Below are 14,196 nucleotides of genomic sequence, written 5' to 3'. Positions count from 1 at the left end.
CAGCTTGTCAGCAATCTGCGAGCAGATTGAAATGTGAAAATTACGAAACGCAGCGAAAAAGGGGAGAGAAAAAGGGGAGAGCAAGAATCGTCCCGTGGCCACAAATTTTCAATTCTTGAAAATGTTGTGCCCTTCCGGGACTGCACTTCTGCAACGCTCCCGCGTTTTGAAGTGTTCTTGTTGGGGCGTGCCTGCCCCAGACCCTGCTGGAAACGAGTACAGCAAACTGGAGGTTATCGTTTGTTTTTCATATTGCTAAAAGTAAGAACAACGCAAACAGCTATAACTACTGCTGCGACGATTAAAAGCATATCGTTATGAAAATACAGACTCAATAACAACAAAACCAAATCTATGATTTGCAAAATTGGTAATAATTTTCTCATCTACTTTTCCTCCTCAAATTCTTATTTGTTGAACTAAGCCGAGTATACCATACTCTCCAATGAAAGAACACCCCCGATATAGTGAAATTTTGCCATTTTCCTGCGTACGTGCGTACACGCTCCGCAGGGATTCTAAGGGGCTTGACCCCTTAGCACACAGACTTTGGCACAAAGTCTAGTGTGTTACACCTTGCCAGAGGTGTACAGGCTCTCCCCGGTACGCACGTATGCAGCGATTGCCCCCAATGCGTCATATAGGGTGACGACCAAGTTCGCACAAAGCGAACTTGATTCCTCAAAGCAAAAGGCAGGATACCACCGTCATAGTGATACCCTGCCTTTGCTCGTTTAACGCTCTGTGTAGTCCTTCCGCAGAACTTCCGATAAACAAAAAACGTACCCGAACCCTTTTTCATAAAGAATCGGGTTCGAGTACGAACTGTATGGTGGACGGTACAGGACTCGAACCTGTGACCTCCTGCACGTCAAGCAGATGCTCTACCAGCTGAGCTAACCGTCCATATTGGCTGTGCCGCAATCGGCTTGATTATGTTATCATATTCTCTGCAAAAAAGCAAGTCTTTTTTGAAATTTTCTGCAAACTTTTTTGCAGCAAGGCGGGAGGTGCCGAAATTTCTGCGGCCTGGCGTGGAACTTGGCCGACGCAGGGCGGCAGGGGGAGCCGTTTTACCAAACGCGCTGCGGGACTGCGCAAAAAAGCCCGGCCGGAGGCTATACGGGCAGCGCTCCGGCCGGGCGGAAAACGGAAATGAGAGATCAGGCAGGGAGAGGCTTACAGGGCGAAGTAGCGCTTTGCGTTGTCGAAGCAGATGCCCTTGACGATCTTCTCCAGAGCCTTCTCGTCGTTGGGATACTCGCCATCCTCGACCCACTGGCCGATGATGTTGCACAGGATGCGGCGGAAGTAGTCGTGGCGGGTGTAGCTCAGGAAGCTGCGGCTGTCGGTCAGCATACCGACGAAGTTGCCCAGCAGGCCCAGGCTGGCCAGACGGGTCATCTGCTCTTCCATGCCGATCTTGTGGTCGTTGAACCACCAGGCAGAACCGTGCTGGATCTTGCCCGGAACCTCGCTGTTCTGGAAGCAGCCCAGGATGGTGCCGATCTGTGCGTCATCGCCGGGGTTCAGGCTGTAGATGATGGTCTTGGGGCACTCGTCGGTGTCGTTCAGAGCGCTCAGCAGGCTTGCGATCTCGCCGCCGCAGGTGGCAGTGTTGATCATGTCGAAGCCGGTGTCGGGGCCCAGCAGGCTGTTCATCTTGCGGTTGACGCCGCGCAGGCAGTTGTAGTGGATCTGCATGGCAACGTTCAGGCGGTGATACTGCTTGCCCAGGTGGATCAGGATGTAGGTCTGATACTTCTCAGCCTCTTCCACAGTCACAGCCTCGCCGGCCATGGCCTTCTGGTAGATGGCGTTGACCTCTTCCTTGGTGGCCTCACGATAAGGCACGTAGTCCAGGCCGTGGTCGGTAGCGCGGCAGCCCATCTCGACGAAGAACTCAATGCGCTTGGTCAGAGCATCGCAGACGCAGTCGATGCAGGCCAGCTTCTCCTTGCCGACGACCTCAGCCAGCTTGCCCATGTACTCGACGAAGCCGGGCTTCTGGATGTTGATGGCCTTGTCGGGGCGGAAGGAAGGAGCCACGGTGAACTTGATGGTGGGGTCTTCCTTGATCTTCTTGTGCCACTCCAGATCGTCGATGGGGTCATCGGTGGTGCCGATGAAAGCGACGTTGGACTGCTCGATCAGGCCGCGGACGGTCAGCTTGGGGTCGTGCTGCAGCTTGTCGTTGCACAGGTTCCAGACTTCCTCAGCGGTATCGCCGTTCAGGACGCCTTCATAGCCGAAGAAGTGGTGCAGCTCCAGGTTGGTCCAGTGGTACATCGGGTTGCCGATGGCCATGGGCAGAGCCTCTGCGAACTTCTGGAAGCGCTCGCGGTCGGGCTTGTCCCCGGTGATGTACTCTTCCGGCACACCGTTGGAGCGCATCACGCGCCACTTGTAGTGGTCGCCGAAGTAGCTGCCGTCCGGGTTGCGGCCGCCCAGCCAGACCTGAGCGATGTTGTCGAAGCGGCGGTTCTCGTAGATCTCGCGGGGCGGGATGTGGCAGTGATAGTCGCAGATGGGCATATCCTCTGCATAGTCGTGATACAGATGCTGAGCCGTGGCAGACTGGAGCATGAATTCCTTATCCATAAATGCTTTCATGGGTCGAACTCCTTTTCTGATTCGTTCATCGGATAGATAAAACAGTCGGGTTTGCGCCTGCCTGTGCGGGCAAGCTGCGCCTGCTTTTAGTATACCGAAAAAAGCCGATGTATACAACTGAAAAACTGCCAAATTTTCAGACTTTTCCTTGTGAAAACCGCTGGAAATTATAAAAATGACCTGTTTTTGGGCAAAAATCTAGCAAAAAGTACTTGACTTATTTGTATACAACAGCATAAAATAGAGAAGAGAAGGGGAGGGCACACGGCCCTCTCAGGCGAAGCAAAGCAACCGCAAAGCAAACTTAAAAGGAGAACACAGACATGGAAACTTTGAATTACAAGGTTCTTGAGCAGACGGGCTATCACGGCTACATCCTGAAGGATGCACCGGTCAAGGTCATGCAGTTCGGCGAGGGCAACTTCCTGCGCGCATTCGTGGACTACTTCTATGATATCGCGAACGAAAAAGCAGGCTACAACGGCAAAGTCAAGCTGGTGCAGCCCATCGGCAACTTCCCCCAGATGGCCGACTGGATCAACGAGCAGGAGGGTCTGTACACCCTGTATCTGCGCGGCAGTGAAAAGGGCCAGAAGGTCGATGCCAAGCGTGTGATCTCCTGCGTGTCCGACTGCGTCTGCCCCTATGTGGACAACAAGTGGGACGAAGTGCTGGCTCTGGCCCGTTCGGAAGAGCTGGAGACTGTTGTATCCAACACCACTGAGGCTGGCATCGCCTACACCCAGGGCGACAGCGCATTCGACCAGGTGCCCCCCAACAGCTTCCCCGCAAAGCTGACCCGTGTGCTGTATGAGCGCTACAAGGCGTTCCAGGGCGCTGCCGACAAGGGCCTGGTCATCCTGAGCTGCGAGCTGATCGACAACAACGGCAAAGAGCTGAAGAAGTGCTGCAACAACTACGCCAAGGACTGGAATCTGGAAGCAGAGTTCATCGACTGGATGAACGAGGCCAACACCTTCTGCTCCACTCTGGTGGACCGCATCGTTCCGGGCCGCATCCGTGACCCGAAGGAGCTGGCTGCTCTGGAAGAGGCCAACGGCTACCACGATGCCGTTCTGGACGTCGGCGAAGTCTTCGGCGTCTGGGTCATCGAGGGCCCCGCAGGTCTGGAGGACAAGCTCCCGTTCAAGAAGGCCGGCGTCAACGTCATGGTCGTGCCCGATGTCACCCCGTACAAGAAGCGCAAGGTCCGCATCCTGAACGGTGCCCACACCGGCTTCGTTCTGGGCGCATACCTGGCTGGCTTTGACATCGTGCGTGACTGCATGCACAACGACACCATCCGCGGCTTCATGAACAAGATGCTGCACGAGGAAGTCATCCCCACCCTGCCGCTGGACAAGAAGGATCTGGAAGACTTCGCATCCGCTGTGCAGGACCGCTTCAACAACCCGTTCATCAACCACGAGCTGATGAGCATCTCCCTGAACTCCACCTCCAAGTGGAAGGCCCGCAACATGCCGTCCTTCCTGAGCTACATCGAGGAGCAGAAGCAGCTGCCCAAGTGCCTGACCATGAGCCTGGCCGCTTACATCGCCTTCTACTCCAACGACATCCAGGAGCGCACCGCAGACGGCCTGATCTGCAAGCGCCCGGCCGGCAACACCTATAAGATCCAGGACGACGCATGGGCGCTGGACTTCTACTTCGCACACAAGAACGATACCGCTGCTGAGCTGGTGCATGCAGTCCTGACCAACACCCAGATGTGGGATCAGGACCTGACCAAGATCGAGGGTCTGGAAGCCGCTGTTCTGGCAGATCTGGAGCTGATCCGCACCCAGGGTGCCGAGGCTGCTTACAAGAGCTGCCTGTAAGCTGAAGGAAAACTTCCCCCAAGGGGGAGGGCCTATAAGGAGAGTTATTATGCCGCAGGCAATTCATATCAGCCCCATCGACAATGTTGTGGTCGCGCTGCACCCCATCGCCAAGGGCACACTGGTGGAGGTGGACGGCCTGTCCGTCACCGCGCTGGAAGACATCCCGCAGGGCCACAAGATGGCCGTAAAGCCCATCCGGAATGGCGAGAACGTCATCAAGTACGGCTTCCCCATCGGCCATGCCACCGCAGATGCCGAGCCGGGCACCTGGATGCACACCCACAACGTTCACACCAACCTGTCCGGTGAGGTGGAGTACAGCTACAACCCCGCGCCGGATCTGGCTCCGCTGCCCAAGGTGGCCCCGGAGACCTTTATGGGCTTCCGCCGCAAGGACGGCCGCGCTGCCATCCGCAACGAGATCTGGATCATCCCCACCGTCGGCTGTGTCAACGACATCGCCAAGAAGATGGTCGCCGATAACCAGGACCTCGTCACCGGCAGCATCGAGGGCCTGTACACTTTCACCCATCCGTTTGGCTGCAGCCAGACCGGCCACGACCATGCCCAGACCCGCAAGCTGCTGGCTGCGCTGGTCCGCCACCCGAACGCCGCTGCGGTCCTCGTGCTCCATCTGGGCTGCGAGAACCTGCAGCACGACCAGTTCGTCGAAGAGCTGGGCGAGTATGACCACGACCGTGTCAAGTTCCTGACCTGCCAGGACGTGGACGACGAGTTCGCCGCCGCCCGCAGCATCCTGAAGGAGCTGGCGGCTTACGCCGGTCAGTTCCAGCGCGAGCCCATCCCGGTGAGCGAGCTGGTCGTGGGCATGAAGTGCGGCGGTTCGGACGGCCTGTCCGGTATCACCGCCAACCCCACCATCGGCCGCTTCTCCGATATGCTGGGCCAGCGCGGCGGTTCCACCGTCCTGACCGAGGTGCCGGAAATGTTTGGTGCCGAGGGCTTCCTGATGGACCGCTGCATCAACCACGACGTCTTCGTCAAGGCGGAGAAGATGATCAACGGCTTTAAGGAGTACTTCATCAGCCACAATGAGGTCGTCTACGACAACCCCTCTCCGGGCAACAAGCAGGGCGGCATCACTACGCTGGAAGACAAGAGCTGCGGCTGCGTCCAGAAGGGCGGCACGGCCCCCATCATGGACGTGATCGGCTACGGCGACCCGGTGGTCACCAAGGGCCTGAACATGCTCTACGGCCCTGGCAACGATCTGGTGTCTGCCACGGCCATGACGGCTGCAGGTGCCCACCTGATCCTGTTCTCCACCGGCCGCGGTACGCCGTTCTCGGCTCCGGCTCCCACCCTGAAGATCTCCACCAACACCCCGCTGGCAGAGAAGAAGTCGGGCTGGATCGACTACAACACCGGTGTCATCGCAGACGGCGAAAAGACCATCGACGAGACCGCACAGGGCCTGCTGGATCTGGTCATCCGCGTTGCAAGCGGCGAGCAGACCAAGGCCGAGAAGCACGGCTTCCGCGAGATCTCCATCTTTAAGGACGGCGTCGTGCTGTAACCCTCTCAGTCAAAGTCTTGCGGCTTTGCCAGCTCCCCCAGAGTGGGAGCCATTGGCAGGCCGGTTTCCTCACAACAAGACGCACAGGCCCGGTTTGCCGAAAGGCGGCGGGCCTTGCTGTCTCGATCGAGAGCAGCGCCCGGCTGCTTATAAATCAAACAAAGCGTTCTCGTTCTGCGCAGGCCTGGCCGATATGCCAAAGGCTCTCCCTTTGGGAGAGCTGGCGCGAAGCGCCTGAGAGGGTGGGAATGCGAATCAGGAGGACTTAAAATGAATCAGATCACGACTCAGTATGTTACCGAAGGCGGTGCCTGCTACGAGCAGTACGTCATCACCGACCCCGCTGCCAAGACGACCCTGACCATCACCCCGGAGCGCGGCGGCATGATCACCGGCTTCACGCTGGACGGCGACGAGTACATCTGGACCCGCCGCCCCAACTTCAGCGAGTGCAACCGCCCCCGGTTCGGTGTGCCGGTGCTCTTCCCCAGCTGTGGCAACCCGGACGGCGGCGTCCATCTGTTCGACGGCAAAGCCTACCCCATGGAGTGCCATGGCTTCGCCGACCTGTGCGCCTGGGAAGTGGAGAGCGTCGGCCCCGACGGTGTGACGCTGATCCTGGAGTCCACCCCGCTGACCAAGTTCCTCTACCCGTTTGATTTCACCCTGCTGGTGAACTACGACCTGAACGGCACCACCGCTTCCATCAGCATGACCGTCATCAACGAGGGCGATGTCCCGATGCCATTCAGCTTCGGCTATCACCCCTATTTCACGGCCTCCGCTCTGGAGAATGTGGATTTTGACATCCGGTGCAAGACCTGCTCCGAGAACGCCAAGGGCGAGCAGCCCGCCGCTCCGGAGAAGATCACCCTGACCCGCAAGGAAGGCACCGACAACACCATCCGCCTGATGACGGGCGTGGAGTTCCCGATGAGCTTCACCGACAAGGGCAACGGCCACAAGGTCACGGTGGACGCCGACGACAGCTTCAACAACGGTGTGCTCTGGCAGCAGGACGCGGAGAGCTTCGTCTGCATGGAGCCCTGGAACGGCTGGGCCAACAGCGTCAACGAAGAAGGAAAGCACGAGGTCCTGGAGCCGGATGAGGCCCTGACCAGCGAGTGGACCATTACCATCGAGAAGGTCTAAGGACGCGATGTTCTCTTTTGCGCGACAAAAGAGAACCAGAAAAGCGCCCGCTACTTTCGAAGCGCGGGAGGCACGAATCAAGGGCTGCTCGCCCTTGATAATCCCAAAGCAGAACAAAATCCCCCAGAATCGGGCGGTGTGCCATTCGGCACAAACGCTTTTCCGATTTTGGGGGATTTTTTATTTGCGGCGTTGCCGCAGAAATTACTGCTCCGGAGCAGAGAAAGCGATGGGGGTAGCACCTGCTGCGGCGTCAGCGCTCAGCAGGGAGATGGGAGCGACCTCGTAGCTCAGAGTGTCGAAGCTCTGGGTGGTGCCGTCCTCGGTGGTGAACTCCAGGACGTACTTAGCGGACTGGTCAGCATCCTCCGGCAGGGTCAAAACGACGTTCTCGCCGTCTGCCAGGCCCTCACCGGCCAGGTTCTCGCCCTTGTCCTCAGAGCCGGAAACATACAGGTACAGCTCGGAAACGGTGGAACCGGTGGTGTTGTACACGGTGTACTCAGCGGGCTCGACAGCAGCCTCAGAGCTTGCAGCCTCGGAAGAAGCAGCAACAGAGGAAGCCACGGAAGAGGCGGTGGAAGAAGCAGCGGAAGAGGAAGAGGAAGAACCGCAGGCGGTCATGCCGACGGCCAGTGCCAGAGCAGCAGCGACGACAGCAGCATTTTTCAGTTTCATAGTGATAGATTCTCCTTGTTCAATGTGAAAAGTTCCTTCATGGGACAACTTCGTCTGAAAGTTGCTCACGAGTAACTATTATACCGAAAATGACGAAAAATGCAAGGAAAAATCCTTTACAAAAATGTGAAATCTCAGGGTTTCTCGAAACAAACTGGGCATCACGACAAGAGACACTGACAAAAATTTGAAAAAACTATTGACATTGTTGATATCAAAATGATATTATAATGGCGAAAGATGGAATAGGAGGTGTTTCCATGAGGCGGACAAAACTTTTCGTCTGGGTGCTTGCGGTGGCATTGCTGCTGTGTGCCTGTACGGGCAGGCCGAACCAGAATCTTCCGGACGGACGCAGCGACCTGACGAAATGGGTCGTGAGTGAGCGGCAGGTCGAGATCCCATCCCAAACGGTCGAGCACGGCGAAGATTATGTCATCCAGTGGGAAGACCCCGCCATGGAAGCCCACATCCGCTTCGTGCTCAATAAGCCGGAAGGGGACATCCTGCACAGCGACGTGTGGGAGATTCAGGTGCTGCAGATCAGCGCAAACGGCGTGGATGCCGCATGGACAGAGCCGACCGAGGGTGCCGTTTTCAATACGGCTGACAGCGCAAAGAATGCGTCATATCTGGCTGAGGGCGGAAATCTTGAGAACCTGACCAGCCTGAACGATCTGCGGCATTTCGACAGCCTGCAAGTGTTCTATTATACGGCAAAAGTGCCTTACGACAGTCTGACAGACCTGTCCGGACTGGAAGCCTGCACCGGGCTGAAAGTGCTCTCGCTCTATGGTGCCAAACCCGCAACGCTGGCCCCTCTGGCGGCTCTGACGAAGCTGGAAAGCCTGACTCTTTCCAACTGTGGAACGCTTGATCTAAGCCCCTTGGAGGGCTTGCAGGAGTTGGAGGTGCTGGGCCTGAGTTCGTCGAATGAACTGGCTTCGCTGGAGTCGCTGACGACACTGCCCAAACTGCGGTATCTGAGCATCGGAACCGGCACCACGTACCCCAGCCTGGACCCCTTGACCCGCACACACATTGAGTTCTTGGACATGGGCCTTGGCGTGGGCGACGAGAAGACCTGCAAGGGTCTGGATTACGAGCCGTTGACCCGGATGCCGGACCTGAAGTATCTGGACCTGATGAACCATCTGGACCTCACCGCCGACCTGTGCAAGCGCATCGCCGCCGGTTCGCCCAACCTGCGCGGGCTGGATATCTCCTACACTCCTGCTGCGGACCACAGCAAGGAGCTGCAGGCCCTCGGCATCGAATGGCTGCAGGACCCCACCAACCGAAGCATCAACGAGTTCTGGCGTCGGATGATCTATAAGCTGGGATGATCGCCCGGCATGGCCAGACAAAATACGGGCAATCAAAAAACAAGCCCCCTGTATGACCAAATGATCTGGTCACGCAGGGGGCTTTGAAGTGTTCGCGGAACTTACTTAGGCTGCTTGCCGATGTAGGCGAGGATGCCGCCGTCGGCGTAGAGAATCTGGCCGTTCACGAAGTCGGAAGCGTGGGAAGCCAGGAAGACGCAGGGGCCGACCATGTCTTCGGGGTCGCCCCAGCGGCCTGCGGGGGTCTTGGCGCAGATGAAGGTGTCGAAGGGATGACGGCTGCCGTCCGGCTGGATCTCGCGCAGGGGAGCGGTCTGGGCGGTGGCAATGTAGCCGGGGCCCATGCCGTTGCACTGGATGTTGTACTCGCCGTACTCAGAGGCGATGTTCTTGGTCAGCATCTTCAGGGCACCCTTGGCGGCAGCGTAGGCGGAGACGGTCTCACGGCCCAGCTCGCTCATCATGGAGCAGATGTTGATGATCTTGCCCTCGCGCTTGGCGATCATGTCGGGCAGGACGGCCTTGGAGCAATTGAATGCACCGCCGACGTGCACGTCGATGACGCGCAGGAAATCGGTGTGGCTCATCTCGATCATGGGAACACGCTTCATCAGACCGGCGTTGTTGACCAGAATGTCCACGGGGCCGACCTCTTCCTTGATCTTGGCCACCATGGCGTTGACGGCGGCCTCGTCGGTGACATCGGCCACATAGCCGTGTGCCTCGACACCGGCCTCCTTGTAGGCGGCAATGCCCTTTTCCAGGCTGCCCTCGTTGGAGCAGTTGAAGCAGACGGTAGCGCCGCACTGTGCCATGCCAACGGCAATGGAGAAGCCGATGCCGTGTGCGCCGCCGGTGATGAGGGCGACCTTGCCCTTCAGATCAAATGCAGACAGGTCCATTGATATATTACCTCCGTTTTTTGCAACAAGCCCCGTGCCGGTTGAGCGGTACGGGGCTTGTTGGTATTTTTTTAGCGCAGGTCGGTGGTGGCGATGTTGTCCATGTCGTCAAACTCCATGTTCTCGCCGCCCATCGCCCAGATGAACGTATAATTCGAGGTGCCGACACCGCTGTGGATGCTCCAGGAGGGGCTGATGACAGCGTCCTCGTTGTGCATCACGATGTGACGGGTCTGCGTCGGCTCGCCGCACATGTGGAACACCACCTGCCCCTCAGGCAGTTCAAAGTAGGTGTAGATCTCCATTCGCCGCTCATGGGTGTGGCTGGGCATCGTGTTCCAGTTGGAACCCGGCTCCAGCGCGGTCATGCCCATGCTCAGCTGGCAGGTCTTCAGCACATCCGGGTGGATGAACTGGTTGATGGTGCGCTTGTTGCAGGTCTCGACGCTGCCCAGAGGACGATGGTTCGCATCGGCCATCTTGATGAGGCGGGTCTCGTACGAGCAGTGCGCCGGAGCGGAGACCATGTAGAACTTGGCCGGATGCTCCGGGTCGGCGGAAGCAAAAGTCACTTCCTTGGTGCCCTTGGTGATGTACAGGCAGTCCTTATAGCCCAGCTTGTACTCGACACCGTCGGCCACCACGATGCCGGTGGAATCCTTGCCGATATTGAACATGCCGATCTCGCGGCGTTCGAGGAAATAGTGGGTGCCAAAGTTGGCCCAGACATCAATGCCCTTGTCGATGGACACGGTCTCGTGCACCGGCATACAGCCCAGCGTGACCATGCGGTCCACATGGCTGTACACGGCTACGACCTCATCGGCCTTGTACAGGCCAGTGATGAGCATCTCGTCGCGCATCTCCTCGGTGGTATAGCGCTTGAAATCCTTCTGGTTGCAGGAATAGCGGATATCCATGTCGGACTCCCTCCTGCGATCAGCGCTGGATACGGCCGGAACCGTCGCCGCCAGCCAGCTTCTCGACCTCGGAGACGGTCATCATGTTGTAGTCGCCCTCGATGGAGTGCTTCAGAGCAGAAGCAGCAACTGCGAACTCAACAGCCTCCTGGGTGCTCTTGCCGGTCAGCAGAGCGTAGATCAGGCCGCCGCCGAAGGAGTCGCCGCCGCCAACGCGGTCGATGATGTGCAGGTCATACTTCTTGGAGAAGCAGTACTCGTTGGAAGCAACATCGTACAGCATTGCGCTCCAGCCGTTGTCGAATGCGCTGTGAGACTCACGCAGGGTGATGGCGACCTTCTCGAAGTGGAACTTGTCAGCCAGCTGCTTGGCAACGCTCTTGTAGCCCTCAGCGTTCAGCTTGCCGCCGTAGATGTCGGTAGCCTCAGCCTCGATGCCGAAGACGTCCTTTGCATCCTCCTCGTTGGAGATGCAGACGTCAACATACTGGCACAGGTCGGTCATGGCAGCACGGGCCTGCTCACGGGTCCACAGCTTGCCGCGGTAGTTCAGGTCGCAGCTGATCTTCACGCCGTGTGCCTTTGCAGCCTTGCAGGCCTCGCGGCAGATCTCAACGACGTTCTCGCCCAGAGCCGGGGTGATGCCGGTGAAGTGGAACCAGTCCACGCCCTCGAAGATCTTGTCCCAGTCGAAGTCAGAGGGCTGAGCCAGCTGGATGGCGCTGTTGGCACGGTCGTAGATGCAGACGGAACCACGCTGGGAAGCGCCCTTCTCGTTGTAGTAGATGCCGACACGGTCACCGCCGCGGGTGATCATGCTGGTATCGACGCCGTAGCGGCGCAGGCTGTTGACAGCGGCCTGGCCGATGGCATGTGCGGGCAGCTTGGTGACGAAAGCAGCATCCAGGCCGTAGTTTGCCAGAGAGACTGCAACGTTGGCCTCGCCGCCGCCGAAGCTGAACTCCAGGCTGTTAGCCTGAACGAAGCGCTCATAGTTGAACGGCTGCAGACGGACCATCAGTTCGCCAAAAGTAACGACTTTCATTGTGATATTCTCCTTTTTTGTTGGTTCTTATATCCGCCCGCCGCAGGGAAGACCGGTGCGGCGGAGCATGGCAGAAGGAAATGCTCAGGCCTGAACGAGGTGGAAGGCAAAGCCGCCGATCTCGTCTGCGAAGTAGCAGGCGACGGTCTTGCCGTTCTTGACATTCTTGGAGTCCAGGTCGAACTTCACGCCGCGCTGGGTCAGGTGATAGATGGCGCGGTCCACGTTGTTGCAGCCGATGGCGATGTGGCCATTGGTGCCGCGGCCGGGCTTCTTCATGATCTCGAACTCCTTGTTGCCGACGAAGATGCTGGAGTTGCCGGGAGCGACCTTCATGTTCAGCAGACCGCCGATGAGGTTGGCGACCTTCATGGCCTCTTCCTCGTTGCCAGTGTTGATGCCGACGTGCATCAGCTTCAGACCCAGCATGGTGTCAACGGCTTCCTTGCTCTGTGCGGTGATCTTTGCCCAGTCGCCAGCCTTGATGACGTCGCTCTTGCACATCCAGGTGCCGCCGACGGCGAAGATCTGGTCGTAGCCCAGGTAATCGTTGACGTTCTTGGCGTTGACGCCGCCGGTGCACATCCAGCGGGCACCCTTCAGGGCAGCGCCGATGTTCTTCAGCATGTTCACGCCGCCGTTGGCCTCAGCCGGGAAGAACTTCAGAGCCTCACAGCCCAGGTTCATGGCCTGCTGCATCTCGCCTGCGGAAGCGGTGCCGGGCATCATGATGCCGCCCTTGTCGATGACGTGCTTGCAGACTTCGGGGTCGAAGCCGGGAGCCACGATGAAGGAAGCACCTGCTGCCATTGCGCGGTCTGCCTGCTCGGTGGTCAGGACAGTGCCGGCGCCCAGCAGCATTTCGGGCATCTCATCGTGGATCTTGCGGATGCACTCCTCAGCACATGCGGTGCGGAAGGTGACCTCAGCAGCGGGCAGGCCGCCCTCTGCCAGAGCCTTGCACAGGGGCAGGGCCTCGTCTACGCTGTTGAAAGCGATAACAGGGATAATGCCGATCTGATAGACCTTTTCGACAATGGGATTCATAACGCATTCTCCTTTTAATTTAACTCTGGGGGCGGGGCCTTGGCCCGTTTGGGCACACTCTGCCCCACCATACGCTCGTAATATTAGTATAAACGACAGCGGGGGTTTTGGTAATGCTCAACAAGCACAATGTTTTGCATAAGAGCTTGTATACATTGCACAAAAATGCCGAACGCTCACAGCCCCAGCCGCTCAAACAGCTCGGCCACGCCGTCGTGGTCGCAGTCGTTCGCGCTCACAAAGTCGGCCAGAGCCTGGATGTGGGGCATCCCGTTGGCCATCACAGCGGCAATGCCGGCCTTTTCCAGCATGGCGCGGTCGTTCTCGCTGTCGCCCACGGCCACGGTGGCTTCGTGGGGAATGTGCAGCAGGTCGGCCAGCGCCAGCAGGGCCGTGCCCTTGTCCACCCCCTGCGCCGTAAGCTCGATGTTGTCCGGCGAGCCCTGCACGACCTCGGCCCCGGCAAGGGCCCGGAAGCGGGGGAGGGCGGCCTGCGCCTGCTCCGCTGTATCGAAGAACATGCAGAACTTCTCCACCTCGTGGGCGTGGCGGCTCATCCACTCGGTGAGGTCCCGCACGACCGTGAACCGGCCGTCGTTGGGCTGGCGGGCCTCGGTGGAGCCGCGCCGGGCGTTCCGGCGGGCGAACCGCTCCATGGCGACGGTGTCGCGGTAGGTGCGGCCATCGCAGAAGACGCTCATCGCGCCGGGGTATTCCATATAAAGTGCAAAGGCCTCCCGCGCCAGCTCCACCGGCATGGGCCGCGCGATGAGGGAGACCGGCTCGGTGATGTGGTGTTCGGCAGCATTGCAGTAGCGGCTGTAGACGGCGCGTATGGGGTCGGTGCCCAGGTCCCAGACGGCGGCACCGTTGGAGGTGATGGCATAGCGGATGCCGGTCAGCTGGGCCACGACCGGTGGAAGATTGGACAGCGGCCGCCCGGTGGCGGGCAGGACCACGATGCCGCGGGCGACTGCCTCCGCGATAGCCTGCCGGGTGCGGGGTGTGACCTGCCCCTGATGGTTCAGAAGGGTGCCGTCGAGGTCAAGGGCCACGAGGCGGGGAGAAGTGGTGTTTGACATAAAGGCTCCTTTGGTTCGCTTTTCCTTCGTACG

At 58.7% G+C, this 14,196-nt stretch carries 11 protein-coding genes and 1 tRNA gene; 4 read left to right on the top strand and 8 right to left on the bottom strand.

What is annotated here, in order from left to right; translation table 11 throughout:
• Positions 1-830: 830 nt before the first annotated feature.
• Positions 831-906 (bottom strand) — tRNA-Val (locus tag J3350_RS06805).
• A 273-nt stretch (positions 907-1,179) separates the two neighbouring features.
• Complete coding sequence (uxaC, locus tag J3350_RS06800) at positions 1,180-2,613, bottom strand: glucuronate isomerase (protein ID WP_097791484.1); 1,434 nt, start codon at positions 2,611-2,613, stop codon at positions 1,180-1,182.
• Positions 2,614-2,936: 323 nt separating this feature from the next.
• Here uxaC and J3350_RS06795 point away from each other — a divergent pair, with 323 nt between their 5' ends.
• The 3 genes from J3350_RS06795 (at position 2,937) to J3350_RS06785 (ending at position 7,143) form a co-directional block, all read left to right on the top strand.
• Positions 2,937-4,451 carry a tagaturonate reductase gene (locus J3350_RS06795; RefSeq protein ID WP_207686125.1) on the top strand — a complete coding sequence of 505 codons (1,515 nt, stop codon included), beginning with the start codon at positions 2,937-2,939 and terminating at the stop codon, positions 4,449-4,451.
• Between the two features lie 49 nt (positions 4,452-4,500).
• The gene (locus J3350_RS06790) at positions 4,501-5,991 is read left to right on the top strand and encodes a UxaA family hydrolase (protein WP_097791482.1); all 1,491 of its coding nucleotides are present in this window, start codon (positions 4,501-4,503) and stop codon (positions 5,989-5,991) included.
• 270 nt (positions 5,992-6,261) lie between these two features.
• Positions 6,262-7,143, top strand: coding sequence for an aldose epimerase (locus J3350_RS06785; protein ID WP_207686124.1), 882 nt, complete (start codon positions 6,262-6,264; stop codon positions 7,141-7,143).
• 204 nt (positions 7,144-7,347) lie between these two features.
• Here the strand turns inward: J3350_RS06785 and J3350_RS06780 are convergent, their stop codons facing one another.
• A complete protein-coding gene (locus J3350_RS06780) occupies positions 7,348-7,821 on the bottom strand; it encodes a cytochrome C (RefSeq protein WP_207686123.1) in 474 nt (157 codons plus the stop codon).
• Positions 7,822-8,081: 260 nt separating this feature from the next.
• On the opposite strand from J3350_RS06780, the gene J3350_RS06775 reads away from it, so the two are divergent.
• The gene (locus tag J3350_RS06775; protein ID WP_207686122.1) at positions 8,082-9,167 is read left to right on the top strand and encodes a hypothetical protein; all 1,086 of its coding nucleotides are present in this window, start codon (positions 8,082-8,084) and stop codon (positions 9,165-9,167) included.
• A 101-nt stretch (positions 9,168-9,268) separates the two neighbouring features.
• On the opposite strand, the gene J3350_RS06770 is transcribed toward J3350_RS06775, so the two are convergent.
• The 5 genes from J3350_RS06770 to J3350_RS06750 all read right to left on the bottom strand — a co-directional run bounded on the left by J3350_RS06770 (position 9,269) and on the right by J3350_RS06750 (position 14,163).
• Complete coding sequence (locus J3350_RS06770; RefSeq protein ID WP_097791478.1) at positions 9,269-10,069, bottom strand: gluconate 5-dehydrogenase; 801 nt, start codon at positions 10,067-10,069, stop codon at positions 9,269-9,271.
• Positions 10,070-10,140: 71 nt separating this feature from the next.
• Positions 10,141-10,989, bottom strand: a complete 849-nt coding sequence (gene kduI, locus J3350_RS06765) for a 5-dehydro-4-deoxy-D-glucuronate isomerase (protein ID WP_097791477.1) — start codon at positions 10,987-10,989, stop codon at positions 10,141-10,143.
• 19 nt (positions 10,990-11,008) lie between these two features.
• Positions 11,009-12,034, bottom strand: a complete 1,026-nt coding sequence (locus J3350_RS06760) for a sugar kinase (RefSeq protein ID WP_097791476.1) — start codon at positions 12,032-12,034, stop codon at positions 11,009-11,011.
• Between the two features lie 84 nt (positions 12,035-12,118).
• Positions 12,119-13,081 (bottom strand): bifunctional 4-hydroxy-2-oxoglutarate aldolase/2-dehydro-3-deoxy-phosphogluconate aldolase, encoded by a 963-nt coding sequence (eda, locus tag J3350_RS06755; RefSeq protein WP_097791475.1) that lies wholly within the window; start codon positions 13,079-13,081, stop codon positions 12,119-12,121.
• A 176-nt stretch (positions 13,082-13,257) separates the two neighbouring features.
• Positions 13,258-14,163, bottom strand: coding sequence for an HAD-IIB family hydrolase (locus J3350_RS06750; RefSeq protein ID WP_207686121.1), 906 nt, complete (start codon positions 14,161-14,163; stop codon positions 13,258-13,260).
• Positions 14,164-14,196 lie beyond the last annotated feature (33 nt).

The organism is Faecalibacterium sp. Marseille-Q3530 (assembly GCF_017377625.1).
In the GTDB taxonomy this organism is placed as follows: Bacteria; Bacillota; Clostridia; order Oscillospirales; family Ruminococcaceae; genus Faecalibacterium; species Faecalibacterium prausnitzii_E.
The sequence above is the reverse complement of the archived record's forward strand: the minus strand, read 5'-3'. Positions and strand labels throughout refer to the sequence as shown.